Origin of the sequence: Hymenobacter gummosus (assembly GCF_003970915.1) — a bacterium.
Classification (GTDB): Bacteria; Bacteroidota; Bacteroidia; order Cytophagales; family Hymenobacteraceae; genus Solirubrum; species Solirubrum gummosum.
The window spans coordinates 32,337-51,408 of the sequence record NZ_RXOF01000020.1; the positions used below are offsets into that span (position 1 = coordinate 32,337).

A 19,072-nucleotide genomic window follows, 5' to 3' on the forward strand; every position below is an offset into this window, starting at 1 on the left:
GACTATGATCCTGGACGCCAAAATCCCCGAAGGCCCCTTGGCCGAGAAGTGGGACAAGCATAAGTTCAACGTCAAGCTCGTCAACCCCGCCAACAAGCGGAAGTACGACGTCATCGTGGTGGGCACCGGCCTGGCCGGCGCTTCCGCCGCGGCCTCGCTGGCCGAGCTGGGCTACAACGTGAAGGCCTTCTCCTTCCACGACTCGCCCCGCCGCGCGCACTCCATTGCTGCTCAAGGTGGTATCAACGCCGCCAAGAACTACCAGAACGATGGTGACTCGGTGCACCGCCTGTTTTACGACACCATCAAGGGTGGTGACTACCGCGCCCGCGAAGCCAACGTGTACCGCCTCGCCCAGGTATCGGTGAACATCATCGACCAGTGCGTGGCCCAGGGCGTGCCCTTCGCCCGCGAGTACGGCGGGCTGCTGGCCAACCGCTCCTTCGGCGGGGCCCAGGTAAGCCGCACGTTCTACGCCCGCGGCCAGACGGGCCAGCAGCTGCTGCTGGGGGCCTACTCGGCCCTGTCGCGCCAGATTGCCTACGGCAAGGTGAAGATGTACACCCGCACCGAGATGCTGGATCTGGTGATTATCGACGGGCAGGCCCGCGGCATCATCACCCGCAACCTCATCACGGGCGAGATTCAGCGCCACCTGGCCCACGCCGTGGTGCTGGCCACCGGCGGCTACGGCAACGTGTTCTACCTGAGCACCAACGCCAAGTACTCGAACGCCACGGCCGCCTGGCGCGCCCACAAGAAGGGCGCCCTGTTTGCCAACCCCTGCTTCACCCAGATTCACCCCACCTGCATTCCCGTGTCGGGCGACTACCAGTCGAAGCTGACGCTGATGTCGGAGTCGCTGCGCAACGACGGGCGCGTGTGGGTGCCCAAGACGGTGGAAATGGCCGAGCGCCTGCGCCGCGGCGAAATCCACGTGAACCAGATTGCGGAAGAGGACCGGGACTACTTCCTGGAGCGCAAATACCCCTCCTTCGGTAACCTGGTGCCGCGCGACGTGGCCTCGCGCAACGCCAAGATGATGTGCGACGAAGGCCGCGGCGTGGGCTCTTCGGGCCTGGCCGTATACCTCGACTTCGCCGACGTTATCAAGCGCATCGGGGCCGACCAGGTAAGCCAGAAGTACGGCAACCTGTTCGCCATGTACGAGAAAATCACCGACGAGGACCCGTACAAGCAGCCCATGCGCATTTACCCGGCCGTGCACTACACCATGGGCGGCCTGTGGGTGGACTACAACCTGATGACCAACGTGCCGGGCCTGTACGCCACCGGGGAGTGTAACTTCTCCGACCACGGCGCCAACCGCCTCGGGGCCTCGGCCCTGATGCAGGGCCTGGCCGACGGCTACTTCGTGATTCCCTACACCATCGGCGACTACCTGGCCCAAACGCCGGCCAAGCTGATGGACAGCAACAAGCAGCCCATTACCCTCGACCACCCCGCCTTCGTGGAGGCCGAGAACCAGGTGCGCGGGCGGATTCAGAAGCTGCTCAGCATCAACGGCACGCGCACCCCGGACGACTTCCACAAGGCTCTGGGCCACCTCATGTGGGAATACTGCGGCATGGCCCGCAACGCCGAGGGCCTGCAGCACGCCAAAAAGGAAATCCAGAAGCTGCGCCGCGAGTTCTGGCAGGACCTGAAAGTGACCGGCACCAACGAGGACCTCAACCAGACCCTGGAAAAAGCCGGCCGCGTGGCCGACTTCCTGGAGCTGGGCGAGCTGATGGTGGACGACGCCTACAACCGCAACGAAAGCTGCGGCGGCCACTTCCGCGAGGAGTACCAGGACGAAATGGGCGAAGCCGACCGCAACGACGACGAGTACGCCTACGTGGCGGCCTGGGAATGGCGCGGTGAGAATCAGCCCGAAACCCTGCACAAGGAAGAGCTGAAGTTCGAAAACGTGAAGCTCACCAAGCGTAGCTACAAGTAGGGTCTTGGGGGCTTGGGGTCTTAGGAGCTTGGTGACGTTCGACGCCCGCTCCGGATTCCGGTACCCTGATTCCCGATTCGCCGGTTAAGTAAGTTAAACACCGGAGGCTGGGTACTGGCTTCGGTCGACTGCCAAGACCCCAAGACCCTAAGCCCCCAAGACCCCAATAGAAATGGCTGGAAGTAACCCCAATGCCAAACCCCTGAACCTCACGCTAAAGGTGTGGCGGCAGCAAAACCGCAACGCCCAAGGCAACATTGTGGATTACCAGGTGCGCGACATCTCGCCCGACATGTCGTTCCTGGAAATGCTCGACGTGCTGAACGAGGATTTGCTGCGCAAGGGCGAAGAGCCCGTGGCCTTCGACCACGACTGCCGCGAAGGTATTTGCGGCTCGTGCAACCTGTTCATCAACGGCCGCGCCCACGGCCCTGAGCCGGGCACGACCACCTGCCAGCTGCACATGCGCAAATTCTCCGATGGCGACACCATCACCATCGAGCCCTGGCGCGCCGAGGCTTTCCCGGTGAACAAGGACCTGTCGGTGGACCGCTCGGCGTTTGACCGCATCATCCAGGCGGGCGGCTACGTGTCGGTGAATACCGGCGGCATTCCCGACGCCAACGAAATTCCGATTCCGAAGTCCATTGCCGACCAGGCTTTCGACGCGGCTACCTGCATCGGCTGCGGGGCCTGCGTGGCAGCCTGCAAGAATGCCTCGGCCATGCTGTTCGTTTCGGCCAAGGTGTCGCAGCTGGCGCTGCTGCCCCAGGGCCAGGTGGAGCGCAAAACCCGCGTGGAAAACATGGTGGCCCAGATGGACAAGGAAGGCTTCGGCGCCTGCACCAACATCGGCTCGTGCGCCGCGGAGTGCCCGGTGGGTATTTCGCTGGAGAATATTGCCATCCTGAACCGCGAATTCCTGGCGGCCAAGGCTACCTCGAATAACCTGGGCTAGGGTTTCGTGGTTTATCAGAACTGAAAAAGCGAACCGGCAAGCCGGTTCGCTTTTTTGTTGACCGCAAAGGATTAGCGAAGCTTCCTGTCGACCTTGTGGAGACATCTCGCGTGCTTCGTTGGCGAGGTATCGTGGCCAGTTTAAAGACGACCGTTTGGTACCCGCAGCCACCCCAAAGCTTATATTTCTATATTTCCCTGGGTGATGCTAATAAGCCGATAAGCTCGTCGTTATGCAGCGAAGCCCGGACTGACCTCTAGGCAATTGCTAACCCTATTACTTTTTCAAACACATGGCAAACGTGGAGAAAAACCTTGTTACGCAGGGCCTGAGCGGTACGCTGGGCGGGCAGCTGGTGTTTAGGCAGACCAGTCGCGGCACCGTGGTGGGCGTGAGCCCCCAGTCACCCAGCGGGCCGCCCACGGCCGGACAACTGGCCCAGCGCGAGCGGTTTCAGCAGGCGGTGGTGTACGCCAAGGGGCAGAGCCAGGATCCGGCCGTGCAGGCCGAGTACGCCGAGCAGGCAGCAGCCGAGAACATCAGCGTGTACAACGTGCTGCTGCGCGACTTCCTGCAGGCTCCCAACATCACCGACGTGGACCTGAGCCAGTACAGCGGGCAGGCCGGCGAGGTAATCGTGGTGACGGCCAACGACGACCACGCCGTGCAAGCCGTCACGGTGAAAATAGAGAACGGCGACGGCAGCCTGGTGGAACAGGGCACAGCCGTGCAGCAAACCGACCCCAACCGCTGGCACTACCGTACCACCCAACCCAACACCTCGCTGACCGGCGACAAAATCACCGTCACGGCCACCGATAACCCCGGCCACACGGCCGTGAAGACGCAAATCCTGCCGTAGTACAATTGGGGTTGTGCTGGTACTGGTTGGGCCCTGAACGAACGAAGAACGAAGGCAGAACGAACAGAGAGCGTACCTCTTCTCCAGCCTACTGAGGGGTGCAGCCTTCACAAAACCCTGTTTTGGGATATCTCAACGCGGCGAAGGTTAGCGAAAAACCAGCCCTGGCTGTCGTGACAGCCAGGGCTGGTTTGTGTAGTAGCCCAAGGTAACTTTATTGCATGTGGTCCTTGATATGGGCTGCCACCGTGAGCCGGTGTACGCCCAGAAGCCGGCTGATACCACTTACGGAAATCTTTTTGGCTAGCAGATGCGCTATTTCGTCGTCCTTGCCAGTCAGTTTCTTGCGTTTCGACTTACTGCCTTTGGGGCGGCCCAACGTTACGCCTTCAGCTTTTTTACGGGCCAGGGCTTCCTTGGTGCGCTGCGAAATGAGGTTACGCTCAATCTCGGCAGACAGACCAAAGGCAAAAGCCAGGATTTTGGCGTTGATGTTGTTGCCCAGTTCGTAGCCCTCCTTGGTGGTGAAAACTTGGATGTCGCGCTCCATACACTGGTTCAGAATGCTCATGATTTGCATCAGGTTGCGGCCCATGCGCGAGAGTTCGGTAACCAGCAAAATGTCGCCGCGCCGCATTTGCTGTAGCAGACCGTGGAGCTTGCGGTGCTCCAGCTTCTTGAGGGCACTGATGGTTTCCTCCGTCCACGAATCTATCTGCCACTGGCGCTGCTCGGCGAAACGGTTCAGCTCGAAGCGTTGGTTTTCGTTGGTCTGCTTGTCGGTGCTAACCCGGATGTAGGCGAAAATCATGCGGCGAAAGTAGGCGAAAAATAAGGCTTGCGCTTTTTTTTAGTCATTATAGAAGGAATACCTATTCAGCCTTTACTTTCAGCAACGCGCCCAGCCCGCCCCCTTCGCCCAAGACGGCAAAGCCTGGGTCGTGCTGTCTCCTCTTGAAACACAAATTCTTCAGAAAATAGAAGCGGTCGGTACACCGCTCAAAAACTGGAACGTGAATATCTACCGCGGCATCCTGACTGGCTTTAACGACGCTTTTATCATTGATGAAAAGACTAAAGATGATTTATTGAAAAAATCACCTGGTAGTGCCGAAATAATACGCCCGATACTCCGCGGTCGGGACGTGAAGCAGTACCGTGCTCAGTTCGCAGACTTGTGGCTACTTAACACCCACAACGGTCAAAGTTCTAAGGGCATCGGAAGAATTGATGTTCCGAACAACCATCCCCACGTTTTTCAACATTTAATCAAATTCAAGTCAGTGTTGGAAAACAGGAAGGACAAGGGACAACACTGGTCTAACCTGCGTAACTGTGCCTACTTTGACGAATTTAATAAAGAGAAAATAATTTGGATAGAACTAACTGACCAGCCAAAATTTGCGCTTGACACCGAAGGGTATTTTTTGAACAATACTGTTTTCTTCATGACTGGGCCAAACCTACGTTATCTTTTAGGTTTCCTCAATTCAAGCCTATGCGAATGGTATCTTGACAAGATAGCTGCCACATCAGGAGCTGGCACGCGTAGGTGGTTTAAAGTTTATGTTGAGCAGTTGGCAATACCGCAAGTCAGTAAAAATCAGCAAAAAATAATTGTTACTCTGGTGAATGAAGCTGTTTTAGAAAAGACCTCAGAGGCGCGGAGACGTGAGCTTCGGCATTTACTGGATGCAGAGATTTTTGCTTTACTTGGCTTATCAGAATCCGAAGCCAATTTAATTAGTTCGCAGCAGCCCAGTTCTTAAGGTAAGTAGCTTCTTCCTGCGTTAAGCCAAAACAAGTATAAATCAAGGCATCTATTTCTTCCTCAATTTTCAACAGAGATATATTGCGCTTTTTATTTTCGATCAGCTGTCTAACCAGATTTGCAATTTCTGTCTGTGTGCTCATGTCAGGGCGTGGTACGGGTAATTGTTCTACAAACTGCTTCTTGTATTCGATATATCCACCATCTCTTGTGTACCCCTGATTACGCATAAAGAAGTAACAGACTGTAGAGTTCAGAACACCGGACAAATAGTATAGTGATTCTGATTCTGTGGTAAGCATGTTGCAAGGTGCTACCAGGTAGGCACCAGACATGTCCAAGCTAAATCTTGGCTTTGTACTCAGATTGCCCCAACTTAACTTAGGTTTTTCAAATTCGGCCAAGTATGAACAAGCACGTAGATTATACCAATTTGCACCTTTGTCCCCACGCTTCGACAACCGTTCTCTATATTGTAAAAATCGTTCGTGTATTGCGGGGTGATCAGTCGGAATGTTAACCGCAGCTACTCTTCTCGTAGGCGCACCATTATGTGCATTTATGAACCACCACGAAACCGGCTTAGCCACATAGCGGGTTAAATCGGTTGCTTCTAATAATGGGCGTATTATTTCGGCAGATTTAGGCGAGGCTTCAAGTAGCTTGTCCTTCGTTTCGGCATCAATGATGAACGCCTCATTGTAGCCGGTCTTAATACCATAGTTGATTTGTACATCCCACTCTTTGAGCGGCGTACCTGCTGCCTCAATCTTGGCTTTGATGCCTGCCTCCATTTCATTGAGCACGACCCAGGCTTTGCCGTCTTGGGCGAAGGGGGCGGGCTGGGCGCGTTGCTGAAAGTAAAGGCTCAAATTATCTAGCGAGGCAAAGTCGCTACCGATAACGCAGGCTTGCGCCTGCTGCTGGTTAGGGGCTTTCTGTGTCAGCAGCACGTTGGTATTGACGGTTACGCTGTCAAACACCTTTTCTTTAGCGAAGTCGAGTAATTGCAGGGGATTGGTATGTTGGCTGAAATAGTTGCGCAGCAGACTACCGTAACCAGCTCGCATCCAAGAGTTAGAGGTAATGTAAGAGAGAAAGCCGCCTGAGCGTAGCAAGCGCATTCCCTGCTCGTAGAAAAGGCAATAGACGTCACCGGTGCGCGTGTAGCTGGCGTAGCCTTGCTTGGCCCACTTCTCCTGTTCTTTGCCCGCCGAAGTGGAGAAATTCTGAATCTGCACGTAGGGCGGGTTGCCAATAACGAGGTCAAAGCCCGCCTGCACCTCCTTGCCAAACATCCATTCGGAGTCGAAGAACGGGGCCGAGGCGTTTTGGTCGTAGGGGTTCCAGCGGCCGACCTGGCTCACGCTGTCCCGCACGGTTTCGCGGTCGAGGCGCTTGGCTTTGGTGGCTTCGTAGTCTTTCTGGAGTTGTTCGAGGGCCTTGCGGCGCTTGGCCTGGTCGCCGGCAGTGGCCTTGCTGGTTAGCTGCCGCTTGGTGGTTTCAATGTGCTGTTCCAGCTCCCGCAGCTTGGCCGTTAGCCGCGCTTCGTGCTCGGCGGCCCGCAACTCAATCCGTTGAACCAGGTGCTGGCGGAGCTTCTCGTCTTCGTCGCGCCATTTCTTCTTGGTAGCCCAAGTGCGGGCCTGGAAGTGCTGGTGTCGCACGTCGCGCAGCTTCTGCTCCAGTTCTTCTATTTCCTGGTCACGAAACAGCCCCTTGAATTCGTTGTCGAGGCTGATAAGCGAGTTGGCTGCCACAAACTTGGTTTCCAGGTTGGGCAGCGGGCGGATGCCGCGGTTGTGTTTGGTGTCGTCAGGCTTTTGGTCTACGACAAGCGAAATGAAGAAGCGCAGCTTGGAAATCTGCACGGCAATGGGCTGCAAGTCCACGCCATAAATGCAGTTTTCAATGAGAAACAGCTTGCGGGTATAATCGTGCAGGTTTTCCTTGAACACGTCATTGATTTCGCGCAAGCGAGCTTCGCGCTCGGCATCGTTTACAATCTTGGTGGCGTCGTCCAGCTCCTGCATAGCTTTTTGGCGCTGTAGCTCCCGCCAATGCTGGTTATCGGGGTCGAGCTTGTTGAGCAGGAACACCATTTTGTGCAACACGCCCATCGGGTAAGCACCCGACCCGCAGGCCGGGTCCAGGATGCGGCAGTGGTGCAGGGCTGTGAGCAAGGCCTGCTTTTCTGCGGTGTCAAACGCCGGGGCGTCATTGTTGTAGGCCAGCAAGTGGCGGAGCCGCTGTAGCAGCTCGCCAGAAGGGGCAGGCACCACAGCGGCGGCCGGCGTAGCGGCGGCCACCTGAAGCTGGAGCGTAGCTTGTTTCTTGCCCTCGTTGGCAAACATGGTGGTCTGCTGCTGGCCCAGCTCGGCATAGCTGGCCGGGGCGGCGGGGCTGGGGCTGGCAGGGGGTGCAAGGGCTGCGCCGAGGTAGACAATCAGGCTTTCATCTACCATGAAGTCCACGACTTCGCGGGGCGTGTAGAACGAGCCGGTTTGCTTGCGGGCGGTGGTTTTGGTTTCGGGGTTGTAGCTGGCCAGCAGGTTCTCAAACACCTTACCCAGCAACTCCGGGTCGAGGGCTACTTCTTCTTCAACGGGCGTGTTTTCGGTAACAGTGAATTTGTAGCTGCTCAGGATAGACAGCAAGCCCCGCACCCGGTAGTGGCGGCGCTTGGTATCGTAAATGGCATTGAGGTCAATTTCCTGCTCGTCTTCCTGAAAAAAGAGAAAGTCAGGCACAGTCAGACGCTTCTCGTTTTTAGGGTTGTCGGAAAAACAATCCACGCGATTTTCCGGCTGACCGTCTTTCTTGGAGTCTAAGCACTCGAATAGCCCCCCGTTGAGAAAGGGCACATTGGCGAACAGAGCTAGGGCGGCAGCCTTATCGGCAAAAAATCGTTCGTAGCGGTAAAGACTATGCACGAGATATTGCCCGTTGCGGGAAGTATCCTGGTCGTTGATGAACCGGCGGTTGTCGGGCTTGGCGGCCGAGTTCATCTCGGCGTTGAGAGTGGCGAAGAACAGGTTTTGCAGGATGGCCTTGTAGTAGGTGCTGCCGGTTTTGTCCTGGTAGTTGAGCAGGTTATCTACCGCCTTTTTGCGAAACAAATCGGCGGGCACCAGCTTTTTTTCGCGCAGAAACCACACGAAAATGAGCCGGGTAATTAGCCGGATGAGGGCCGTATGGTGGTGGGTATCGGGGTCGGTGCCCGCATCAATTGGAAACTGGACGTGCTGTAAGGCCCAGAAGTACCAGTTGGCCAAGTCGCGGTAGAAGCGCTTGTTTAGCTCGGTGGTGCTGAGCGTGGCCCGCCAGCCGGTAAGCAGGGCATCGAAGTTGTTGACTTTACGCGCTTCGGCCTGGTGCCCCAGACGCAGCTCTTCCAGGATGTGCACATGGGCCGGGTGAGGCTTGTGCAAGTCGATGTCCTTGATGAGCGTAACCTTTTCCAGCACGTCTTTGCCCTGGTCGCTGGATTTTTTGCTTTTGGTTGGTCGGCGGTCGATAACGCCCAGCGTCAGACAGGAGCTGTGCTCAAATAGCACCACAGTGGGGATACCAAAAGGCCGGTTCAGCTGCCGCGTCATGTCGGCCAGCTCGGTGCGCCGGTAGCCATCCGGCTTATGGCGCAACTTCACGGCGTGGAAAAAGAAACTGTTTTTCTCCCCCTTGTTCACGCCCTGATTGAACAGGTCCAGTGTTTGGTCGCCCTGCGCCGCTCTTTGTACTTCTTTTTCGCCGAACTGGAATAAGAATTCAAACTGCTGCCAGTGCTGCGTAAGAGCTTTGCGGCTGTCAAACTGATCAGCGGTAAGATCGAATTGCTTGGTAAATCCTGCGGCGCTTGTATCGGAGAGCTTAATTGTGCGGGCGCTTTCGTAGCCCAATGCCTTAAAAAAGTTGGTAGCAGAGGCCCGGAAGTTAGGCTGTGCGTGGAATTGTTGAAGCGAGGCTTGAATAGTGGTGCGGGTAGTAGCCATAAAGCGAAACTTAGAAAGAAAAAGCTTACTCGACAACCAGCCAGGTTATCAGTTCAAAGCTGTTGGTGGCGTCGGAGGTGACCGTTTCGGTTAGTTGTTCGTCCTCTTCCGGAATCAGAAAGTCATTGCCGCTGCGGCCGGCGCTTTTGGCGGCCACGGCTACCTTTTGCTGGTACTGCTGGCGCACCGAAGCCAAGGCAGCCGTCAACAGTTCCTGATAGCGCCCCATGTCGGCGCCTTCTTTGGTTTCACGGTTGAAGATGTCGCACAGGGCCTGGTCGGCTTCTTTCTGACCCTGGCAGAGCAGACGCATCACCTCCAGCACCTGCCGGGGCTGGCTGTAGCCGAAGCGCACGGCGCCATCGTCGTAGAGGTACACGAGGTAGTAAGGGTGCAGGCGGTTGAGGACGTGGCCGCCGGCAGTACGCGGCACGGGAGCTTCGGCGGGGGCGGTATGGCGCAGGCAATACAGCACGCCGGGCCGGATGGTGGTGCGCTCGTTCTCGGAAAGAGCGGCGTACTCGGCGGTGCGGCGGGCGGCACGAGGGCCGGAGGGGGCAGCGGCCACGGCGTGCAGACCCAGGGGCAGGTCGGCCAGCATTTCCTCGTTTTGCTTGAGAAAGTTCAGCAGGTCCAGCCGGAAGTCTTCGAGCGAGAAGTCTTGAAGGCTCACGCCGCCGGAGTCGGCTAGCAGGTCTTCGAGGTCGGGGGTTTCGTCGCGCAGGCGCTTGAGTTGCTGGTCACGGTATTTCAGGTCCTGGGTTACCAGCTCTTCTATTTCCTGGCCGTCGGTACCGGGGGTGTGGGCCAGCAGGTTGTCGTCGCCGGTGGCGGCCACGTCGACCAAGGCCATGCGGGCTTCCACCCGCAGCTTGAGGTTGAGGTAGTGGTCGAGTTCCTTGGTGGGCCAGAAGTTCACCATCTGCACCGCGGCATTCACCGAGCCCAGGCGGTCGATGCGACCGAAGCGCTGAATCACGCGCACCGGGTTCCAGTGAATGTCGTAGTTGACCAAATAGTCGCAATCCTGCAGATTCTGGCCTTCCGAGATGCAGTCGGTGGCAATCAGCAAGTCAATTTCGCCCGCATCCTGCGGCATAGCCAGCCGGGCGCGGCCCTTGGAGCGAGGCGAAAAATTGGTAAGAATGGTGTTGAACTCGGTGGCCTGGCGCAGCCCGGCCGGCTGGAAAGTGGTCTGGTTGCCGCCGGTGCCGCCCGTCACCAGCGCGGCATGCAACTGTGTAGGAGTTTGCCAGGGGTGGTTGTGCAGCTCCCGGTAGAGGTAGCGGGCCGTATCGGCGTACGCGGTGAAAACGATAACCTTGCGGTTCGCGGCATTCAGCGGCTGGTCTAGCTTGGTTTGAATGAGCTTCTTGAGTTCCGTTAGTTTCAGGTCGCGGGCGGGCGTAACGTGCGAGGCCCGCTCGAAGAGGTCGTGCAGGGCTTCGCGGTCGGCCAGCAGGGCTTTTCGCCAGTCGTCCAGTCGCAGGTGGGCCAGCTTGAATTTCTTTTTGCCGCCCACCTCGAAGGCCGCGCTCATGGCTTGTTGCTCATCGGTCTGCGCGTCGTCTTGCTCCGCCTGGCCCGCCGCACTGTCGGCGGGGGCGGCCCCGGCCAGGTCGGCGGCGGGGTCGAAACTACCTGTTGGCATCTGGCTCAGTTCGTAGCCAGCTATCCGATCCAGCAAGGTATCAATCTTGCCTACGACCCGTTCCATCGACTCCTCGAATGACTGCACGGAGCTTTCGAGGCGCTTCAAGAAGCCCACCTTCATCATGCCAATCAGAAACTCCTCCCGCTTGGCGGCTGAGAAATTCTGTGTTTTGGCGTTCTGTACGCGCTCCTCCTGGTACTGCGCTTCAAACTCCGGCTTTACAAAGCTCGATGGGTTGTACAAGCTAAGTTTGAAGTCGAGGATGCGGGCATTCACCCGGTCGTAGGTCGGAAACTCACCCCGCTTGTCAAGGGCAGTAGCTACCGTTACGGGTGGCTGCCGTTTTGGAAATTTCCCGATGGCGGCCATGTCGTAGAAGCGCTGAATCTGGCGGCGCGAGCGAGCAATGGTCAGCTGGTCGAGCAGGCTGAAAAAGCTCGGGTCGAGGCGGTCCAGCAGGGCCTTGACTGAACGGTCGGAGCTGTGAGGCGAAGCCCAAAGCGCGAATTGCCGCTGCGCCGTATCCAGGGTGGTTCGCAGGTTGGCTACGCCCGCACTGCCCGCGAAGGCGTCGTTGCTTCCTCCGCTGATGAGGTAAAGTTGGTTGCGCAGGTCGCGCAACGAATTGTTGACGGGGGTTGCCGAAAGCAGCAGCACCTTGGTTTTAGCGCCTGCATTAATGATTTTTTCGGTCAGCCACCCGTAGCGGCTCAGCGCGCGGGTGCCGTCATCGAGCAGGCGTCCGGCGGCGTTGTTGCGGAAGTTGTGACTTTCGTCTACTACCACTACATCGTAGGCGGCCCAGTTGAGCGTCGCCAAGTCCAGGCTATCCGCACCCGTTTTTCCATTGGTGCGGGCCAGGTCGGTGTGGTAGAGTACCGTGTAGCCCAGCCGGTCACGTTGTAAAGGATTGAGCGTGGAATTCTTTTTGGCCTGGTAGATAGTCCAGTTCTCCGACAGCTTCTTAGGGCACAGTACCAGTACCGTTTTGCCCTTCAGCTCATAGTATTTGATGACAGCCAGCCCTTCGAGGGTTTTACCCAGGCCCACCGAATCGGCCAGAATACATCCCCCGTGCTGCTCCATTTTCTGCACAGCGCCCTTCACCCCGTCCTTCTGAAAATCGTACAGCATTTCCCACACCGCGCTTTTAGTAAAAGACGTGGGCAGATCTTCATCAAGGAGACTAAATTCTTTGAGCTTGTCCAGGTCGCTTTTCAGGACGTGGTAAAGCGTCTTGTAGTAAATCAGCTCCGGGGCATTTTCGCGAAACAGCTGCGCCAGGTGGTGCAGTACGTCGGCTTTCACGTCCTGCACCAAGCCACTGTCGTCGTTCCAGAGGCCCTCAAACCACTCCAGCAACTCGGCCCTCTCCCGGTCAGAATCGACCACCAAATTCAGCTCGATATTGGGAGTATTGCCGAAACCAAGGCCCCGCGAAGTAAAATTGCTGGACCCTGCCAGCGCCTGCGTCTGGCCGCTGGGCTGCTTGAGGTGGTAGAGCTTGCCGTGCAAAAAATTCGGCTTAACCATTGAGCGGATTTCCGCTTTTTCCTTAAGCCAGTCGTAACAGGCGCGGGCAATTTTATTTTGAGGCAGCTTGTCTTTCAATCCTACGGCATCAGCGGTCAGGCTAAACACCCGGTGCGGCTTAGTAGGGTCCAGCACGAAGTTGGGTTCGCCGAACAAGAAGCGCAAGCGCCTGATGCCAGCCAACTCAGCGGCCAGATTTTGGTGCGCATGGATGGAAAAGTAAGCCGAAACGATGGCCAGATCCGTTTCCGAGGCTAAATGTTGGCTTAGGTACTCGCCTACTTTTCCGTAAGGGCCGTTGGCTCGATTGTCACGAATGGTAGAGCGGGAAGTAACGGGAAGCGAATGATAGCTCATTGATCAAAGGATGAGCTAGCAAGATAGAACAAGTAAGCGTTCGGTTCCCAACCCACTTTACCTGATATTTTCACCGACCAGCTCAAGCTGCACTCGCGCAGGTGGTAGTGGCAAAAGCAACCGTAATATCAATAAACCGCGGGCTGTCGGGCCTGTTAAAGGCAAGGCTGCGCACAACCAAAGCACCTTATAGCCGGTTGCTGCACTATTAACCCTCGCTCCCTTACCTTGATAACCATCATTGCCGGCACCAACCGTCCCCAGTCCCGGGCCCGCCGCATCAGCGACCTGTACGCGGCACAGCTACGCGAATTCGGGGCCGAAGCGCAGATACTGGACCTGGCCACGCTGCCCGCCGACTTCACCGCCACCGCCCTCTACGACCGCGCCGGCTCCCACCCCGAATTCAACGCGCTGGTGCAAATGGCCAGCTCGGCCGATAAGCTGGTGTTTGTGGTGCCCGAGTACAACTGCTCCTACCCCGGCGTGCTCAAGGCCTTTATCGACGGGCTCCCTTACCCCGGCGGTATCCGCAACAAGAAGGCGGCGCTGGTGGGCCTCTCCTCCGGCACGCAGGGCGGGCTGCTGGCCCTCAGTCACCTCACCGACGTGCTGATGTACTTGGGCACGGCCGTGCTGCCCCTGCGCGTGCGCCTGCCCAACATCGAAGCCAGCCTGACTACCACCGGCGAGCTGCACAACCCCTTGTTCGACTCGCTGCTACGGGAACAAGCGGAACAATTATTGCGGTTTTAGGGGCGGCGTTCCAACCGTCGGGCCTCAAACGGGGTCATCAGGCCAAAGCCCCTCCGAAGGCTTATCTTTAAGACTGACCTTACCCCGCCGCCCGTGCAACAGTGCCTGGCTTTGTTTCTGACCCTGCTCATCCTGCTGCAGTCGTTCAGCCGGGAGGTGCTGGTCGTGGACTATGCCCTGCACCGCGCCCGCGTGACGGAGCTGTTCTGCGTCAACAAAGACAAGCCCCAGCTGCAGTGCAACGGCAAATGCCACCTGCGCAAGCAGCTGCGCAAAGCCGCCGAGGCCGATAAAAAAGTCCCGCCCAGTCTCGTCGGCAAGGTGAAGTACGAGGCCCTGCCGCCGGCGCAGCGGCTGCTGCCCGGGGCCGCTGCGTCGCCGGCAGCGCGGCCGCAGTTCGGCGCCGCCCGCACGGTGCTTTATCAGTACAATGGCCGGGGTAGCGTATTCCGGCCGCCGCACCCCGGGCCCGCTCTCGTGCCCGCCCGGGCGGCCTGATTTCTCACCCCTGCTTTTTCACCCCATGACCTTCCGTACCCTTTCCGCTTACTCCTTTGCGCTGCTGCTCGGCGCCGCCACCCTCTCCGCCTGCGACGACGACACTGAAAAACCCGCCACCGGCACGCTCAACGTGGAGTTGGAAAACGTAGTCGGCAGCCAGCCGCTGACCCTGGGCCAGTCCTATTCGACCCTGGCCGGGGACCAGATTACTGTCAGCAAGTTCAACTACATCATTTCCAACATCAAGCTCACCCGCGACAACGGCACCGTGTGGGCCGAGCCGGAAAGCTACCACCTCGTCAAGCAGGCGGAAACTGCCTCGCGCAGCTTTGCCATCAAGGACATCCCGACGGGCTACTACACCAAGCTGACCTTCACCATCGGTGTCGACAGTGCCCGTAACACCGCCGGCGCTCAGACCGGGGCCCTGGCGCCCGACAACGACATGTACTGGAGCTGGAACTCGGGCTATATCTTTCTGAAGCTGGAGGGCACCTCGCCGCAGTCCTCGAACGGGCAGATAGTGTACCACGTCGGCGGGTTCCGCACGCCTTACAATACCATCCGCACCGTGTCGCCGGCCCTGCCCGCGGGCACTGCTTCGCTGGCTATTTCCAAGGACAAGACGCCGCAGCTGCACTTAAAGGCCGACGTGCAGAAAATCTTCACCGGTCCCACCACCATCCGCCTCTCCCAGCTGAGCGCCACCAGCCACATGCCCGATGCCAAATCGGTGCAGCTGGCCAATAACTACGCGGCCGGACTGTTCAGCATCGACCACATCCACACCGGCGAATAACCATTCCGGCTGCCATGCAAGGACTCCGAATAGCCCCGCTTCTGGCCGCCGCGCTGGCGGGGCTATTCGTGGCCGCCTGCCGCCCCGATGCCGACGTGCAGCCGCCCGAGGCCGTACCCGGCAGCGTGCTGCCCGCCAACTTCCCGGCCCCGGTGTACGGCCCGGAGCAGAACCCGCCCGACCGGGCCACCTTCGAGCTGGGCCGCAGCCTGTTCTACGACCCCGTTCTCTCGCGCGACGGCACCGTGTCGTGCGGCTCCTGCCACCAGCAGGCGGTGGCTTTTGCCCACGAGGGCCGCGCCCTGAGTCCCGGGGTGCAGGGCCGACTGGGGACCCGCAACTCGCCGGCTCTGCAAAACCTGCGCTGGCGCCGCACCCTGCTGTGGGACGGCGGCGTGGCCAACCTCGAAGTGCTGCCGCTGGCGCCCATCACCAATCCGCTGGAAATGGACGAGACGCTGCCCCACGTGCTCGACAAGCTCAACGCCAGCCCCGAGTACCGCCGCCGCTTCCAGCAGATTTACGGCAGCACGCCCATCAACTCCCAGCAGCTGCTGCGCGCCTTGGCGCAGTTTACGGCCGGCTTCACCTCCGCCGACAGTCGCTACGACCATTACGTGCGCGGCGAGGCCGGCGGCACACTCGACGCGGCCGAGCTGCGCGGGCTGACGGTTTTCCGCGCCCAGTGCGCCAGCTGCCACGCCACCGACTTGTTTACCGACGAAACCTACCGCAACAACGGCCTGGACCGCCGCTTCCCCCTCGACTCGGGCCGCGCCGGCATTACCAACCGCCCGGGGGAGCGGGGCCTCTTCAAAGTACCCAGCCTGCGCAACGTGGCCCTGACCGCGCCCTACATGCACGACGGCCGTTTCCAGACCCTGGCGCAGGTGCTCGACCACTACGACCACGGCGTGGTGGAATCCAGCACCCTCGACGCCCAGCTGCGCCGCCCCGATGGCACCCTCGGCATTCCGCTCACCGCCCAGCAGCGCGCCGACCTGCAGGCCTTCCTGCACACCCTCACCGACCCTGCCCTGCTGAGCAATCCGCAGCTGGCCCCGCCTAAATAAGCCGGCAGCGCGGGGCGTTTGAACCCGGCCGCTGGTGCTGGGGTTCTGCCTGAAGCGCTGTAACTTCCGTTCACAATTTTTCAGCCTGTCTGTGTTGTCGACTTCTACGCTCCGCCGCTTCTGGCCCGTCTTACCGCTCAGCCTGCTGCTGCTGGGCTGCAAACCCGACAAGGACGTGGCGGAAGCCTTTGGCGACCCCACGCCGCTGACGCTGCCCCGCCCTGCCGGCTGGCCGGCCCTGCAGCCCATGCCGGCCGACAACCCGCTCACCGAGGAAGGCGTGGCCCTGGGCCGGGAGCTGTTCTATGAGAAGCAGCTTTCCATCGATGGCACCGTGTCGTGCGGCAGCTGCCACCAGCAGAGCAAGGCCTTTACCGACGGCCGCGCCCGGGCGCTGGGCGTGAATAACCAGCAGCACACGCGCAACACCATGTCGCTGGCCAACCTGGCCTGGCAGGCCGACTTCACCTGGGACGGGGCCAACACCGAGTTGGAGCAGCAGGCCCGGGTACCGATTGAAAACCCCATCGAGATGCACCAGACGCTGGCCGCCAGCGTGACCAAGCTAGAGAAGATCAGCAAGTACCCGCAGCTTTTCGGCAAGGCATTCGGCTCGTCCACCATCACCGAGGCGGGCATCCTGAAAGCGCTGGCGCAGTTTGAGCGGACCCTGGTTTCCTCGGATTCCAAGTTCGACAAGTGGCGCCGCGGTGAGACCGTGCTGACGCAGGAAGAAGTGCTGGGCCTCAACCTGTTCCGCCACAACAGCACCCGCAGCGCCGAGTGCGAGCATTGCCACACAGTAGAAGGCGCGCAGTTTGCCGGCCCGCGCCACACCTTCTTCAACAACGGCCTCGACCCCGGCCCCTTCACCGACCGCGGCCGCGGCGGTATCACCGGCCAGACCATCGATATGGGCACTTTCAAAGCCCCTTCCCTGCGCAACGTGGCCCTGACCGCGCCCTATATGCACGACGGCCGCTTTCAAAACCTGGAGCAGGTGCTCGACCATTACAGCGACCATGTGCAGCTGAACAGCCCCAACCTGGACCCGCAGCTGGGCACGCCTGTCAGCCTGACGGCCGTGGAAAAGCGGCGCATCATTGCCTTCCTGCACACGCTCACCGACACCACCTTTACCAAGGACCCGCGCTTCTCGGAGCCGCGCCCGTAGTGCCGACAAGCCCCTCAACGCAAAAGCCCCACTCAGAGCTACTGAGCGGGGCTTTGGCGTTGAGGGGCTTGGGCCGCTTGCTTAGTCCACGTTGTCGTGCAGGAAGCGGTTGTCGCCGAGCAGTTCGTTGTCGTCGGAGAGGTTGAAGCGCGAGATGTTGCGCTCCGAGGAGGGCTGCACCTGCTCCAGCTTCACCTGCCGGCGCAGGTAGGCCGGCACTTCCAGCTGCTCCTTGATGGCCTCGTTCGATACGCCGTTGCTCAGCTCCATCAGCCGGCGGCGGCGCTCCTCGGCCCGTGCATCCAACGACGGGCGCACTGGCTGGACCTGCGGTGCCTCCGGCGCTACGGGCGCGGCCGGCTGCTGCTGCACGGCCTGCAGCGGTTCCGGCGCCGAGGGCGCAGGGTACACCACCGGCGGCACGAAGGGCGACGGAGACTGCTCCAGGTCGAAGCGGGCCTGCGGGGGCTCGGGCTGCGTGGGCTGCACGGGCGGGTAGTCGGCGCTGGCGACGGGGGCCGGCACCGGGGCCGGGGGCACCACCACCGGGGCCGCGGCTACCGTCGGGCGCACTACGGCCGGGTCGTGGCGGTCCTTGTCGAACAGGTTAATCTGCGGATCGGCTACTACGGCCGCTACTTCCGGCTTGGCCGGCTCCGGGTCGCGCAGGCCCCCCATAATGGAAATGCTGTGCGTGTCGCGGGCGAAGCCGGTAGCAATAACCGTCACCCGGATGCTCTGGCCCAGCGTGCTGTCGATGCCGTGGCCGAAAATCACCTCCGCATCCTGGCCGGCTTTAGCCTGAATGTACTCGGTGATTTCCGTCAGCTCGTCCATTTCCAGCTCGGCCTGGTCGCCCGACATGATGCTGAGCAGAATCTTCTGCGCGCCGTGGATGTCGGTGTTGTTCAGCAGCGGCGAAGCCAGGGCCTCCTCGGCAGCACGGCGGGCGCGGTTTTCGCCCTCCGTAATACTCGAGCCCATTACGGCCGCGCCCGAGTCCTTCATGACGGTTTTCACGTCTTCAAAGTCCACGTTCACGTCGGCCGTCACGGTGATGATTTCGGCGATGGACTTGGCGGCGGTGCTCAGCACGTTGTCGGCTTTGGCGAAAGCCGAGCGGATGGGCAGGTTGCCGAACATCTCGCGCAGGCGGTCGTTGAGGATGACCAGCACCGTGTCGCAGTTGTCGCTCAGGTCGCGGATGCCCATTTCGGCCTGCTGACGCTTCTTGCGACCCTCAAACAGGAAGGGCGCCGTCACGATGCCGACCGTCAGAATGCCCAGCTCCTTGGCCACCTTGGCAATAACCGGGGCGGCCCCGGTACCGGTGCCCCCGCCCATGCCGGCGGTGATGAACACCATCTTGGTGCCATTGCTGAGCAATTCGCGGATCTGCTCCCGGCTTTCGATGGCGGCCTGCTTGCCGCGCTCGGGGTTGGCACCCGCGCCCAGGCCTTCGGTCAGGTCGACGCCAATTTGCAGTCTATTGGGCACGGAAGAGCTCTGCAACGCCTGTTTGTCGGTATTGCAGATGACGAATTCCACGTCCTTGATGCCCTGCGCGAACATGTGGTTGACGGCGTTGGAGCCGCCGCCACCCACGCCAATCACCTTGATGATGGACTTGCTCTGGGGCGTGATATCAAATTTAAAATCCATATGGCGGGGAAGTCAGATGG

13 protein-coding genes are annotated in these 19,072 nt (G+C 59.6%); 9 read left to right on the forward strand and 4 right to left on the reverse strand.

Annotated elements, in window-relative coordinates:
- Positions 1-4: 4 nt before the first annotated feature.
- The 3 genes from EJV47_RS25045 to EJV47_RS25055 all read left to right on the forward strand — a co-directional run bounded on the left by EJV47_RS25045 (position 5) and on the right by EJV47_RS25055 (position 3,780).
- Positions 5-1,960, forward strand: coding sequence for a fumarate reductase/succinate dehydrogenase flavoprotein subunit (locus EJV47_RS25045; protein WP_126695961.1), 1,956 nt, complete (start codon positions 5-7; stop codon positions 1,958-1,960).
- Between the two features lie 202 nt (positions 1,961-2,162).
- The gene (locus EJV47_RS25050) at positions 2,163-2,918 is read left to right on the forward strand and encodes a succinate dehydrogenase/fumarate reductase iron-sulfur subunit (RefSeq protein ID WP_126696034.1); all 756 of its coding nucleotides are present in this window, start codon (positions 2,163-2,165) and stop codon (positions 2,916-2,918) included.
- A gap of 301 nt (positions 2,919-3,219) precedes the next feature.
- Positions 3,220-3,780 (forward strand): hypothetical protein, encoded by a 561-nt coding sequence (locus tag EJV47_RS25055; RefSeq protein WP_126695962.1) that lies wholly within the window; start codon positions 3,220-3,222, stop codon positions 3,778-3,780.
- A gap of 214 nt (positions 3,781-3,994) precedes the next feature.
- On the opposite strand, the gene EJV47_RS25060 is transcribed toward EJV47_RS25055, so the two are convergent.
- On the reverse strand, positions 3,995-4,591 hold the full coding sequence (locus EJV47_RS25060; protein WP_126695963.1) for a master DNA invertase Mpi family serine-type recombinase: 597 nt from the start codon (positions 4,589-4,591) through the stop codon (positions 3,995-3,997).
- A gap of 130 nt (positions 4,592-4,721) precedes the next feature.
- Here EJV47_RS25060 and EJV47_RS25065 point away from each other — a divergent pair, with 130 nt between their 5' ends.
- Positions 4,722-5,549, forward strand: a complete 828-nt coding sequence (locus EJV47_RS25065) for a TaqI-like C-terminal specificity domain-containing protein (RefSeq protein WP_126695964.1) — start codon at positions 4,722-4,724, stop codon at positions 5,547-5,549.
- On the opposite strand, the gene EJV47_RS25070 is transcribed toward EJV47_RS25065, so the two are convergent.
- Positions 5,524-9,543: an Eco57I restriction-modification methylase domain-containing protein gene (locus EJV47_RS25070; protein ID WP_126695965.1), complete on the reverse strand. Its 4,020-nt coding sequence runs from the start codon at positions 9,541-9,543 to the stop codon at positions 5,524-5,526. The two genes, EJV47_RS25065 and EJV47_RS25070, sit on opposite strands and share 26 nt — an antisense overlap.
- 25 nt (positions 9,544-9,568) lie before the next feature.
- Positions 9,569-12,913 carry a helicase-related protein gene (locus EJV47_RS25075; protein ID WP_341539279.1) on the reverse strand — a complete coding sequence of 1,115 codons (3,345 nt, stop codon included), beginning with the start codon at positions 12,911-12,913 and terminating at the stop codon, positions 9,569-9,571.
- 402 nt (positions 12,914-13,315) lie between these two features.
- On the opposite strand from EJV47_RS25075, the gene EJV47_RS25080 reads away from it, so the two are divergent.
- From EJV47_RS25080 to EJV47_RS25100, 5 genes are all read left to right on the forward strand, one after another.
- Positions 13,316-13,843, forward strand: coding sequence for an NADPH-dependent FMN reductase (locus EJV47_RS25080; protein ID WP_126695967.1), 528 nt, complete (start codon positions 13,316-13,318; stop codon positions 13,841-13,843).
- 93 nt (positions 13,844-13,936) lie between these two features.
- On the forward strand, positions 13,937-14,341 hold the full coding sequence (locus tag EJV47_RS25085; protein WP_126695968.1) for a hypothetical protein: 405 nt from the start codon (positions 13,937-13,939) through the stop codon (positions 14,339-14,341).
- Between the two features lie 25 nt (positions 14,342-14,366).
- A complete protein-coding gene (locus tag EJV47_RS25090) occupies positions 14,367-15,143 on the forward strand; it encodes an MbnP family protein (protein ID WP_126695969.1) in 777 nt (258 codons plus the stop codon).
- 14 nt (positions 15,144-15,157) lie between these two features.
- Positions 15,158-16,216, forward strand: a complete 1,059-nt coding sequence (locus EJV47_RS25095; RefSeq protein WP_126695970.1) for a cytochrome-c peroxidase — start codon at positions 15,158-15,160, stop codon at positions 16,214-16,216.
- Between the two features lie 91 nt (positions 16,217-16,307).
- Complete coding sequence (locus EJV47_RS25100) at positions 16,308-17,390, forward strand: cytochrome-c peroxidase (RefSeq protein WP_126695971.1); 1,083 nt, start codon at positions 16,308-16,310, stop codon at positions 17,388-17,390.
- Positions 17,391-17,471: 81 nt separating this feature from the next.
- On the opposite strand, the gene ftsZ is transcribed toward EJV47_RS25100, so the two are convergent.
- A complete protein-coding gene (ftsZ, locus tag EJV47_RS25105; RefSeq protein WP_126695972.1) occupies positions 17,472-19,052 on the reverse strand; it encodes a cell division protein FtsZ in 1,581 nt (526 codons plus the stop codon).
- Positions 19,053-19,072 lie beyond the last annotated feature (20 nt).

What these genes read in the sequence shown, in the direction of transcription:
- EJV47_RS25045 (WP_126695961.1), top strand. Translation starts at nt 5, where the DNA reads ATGATCCTGGACGCCAAAATCCCCGAAGGCCCCTTGGCCGAGAAGTGG.
- EJV47_RS25060 (WP_126695963.1), bottom strand. Translation starts at nt 4,591, where the DNA reads ATGATTTTCGCCTACATCCGGGTTAGCACCGACAAGCAGACCAACGAA.
- EJV47_RS25070 (WP_126695965.1), bottom strand. Translation starts at nt 9,543, where the DNA reads ATGGCTACTACCCGCACCACTATTCAAGCCTCGCTTCAACAATTCCAC.
- EJV47_RS25090 (WP_126695969.1), top strand. Translation starts at nt 14,367, where the DNA reads ATGACCTTCCGTACCCTTTCCGCTTACTCCTTTGCGCTGCTGCTCGGC.
- EJV47_RS25095 (WP_126695970.1), top strand. Translation starts at nt 15,158, where the DNA reads ATGCAAGGACTCCGAATAGCCCCGCTTCTGGCCGCCGCGCTGGCGGGG.
- ftsZ (WP_126695972.1), bottom strand. Translation starts at nt 19,052, where the DNA reads ATGGATTTTAAATTTGATATCACGCCCCAGAGCAAGTCCATCATCAAG.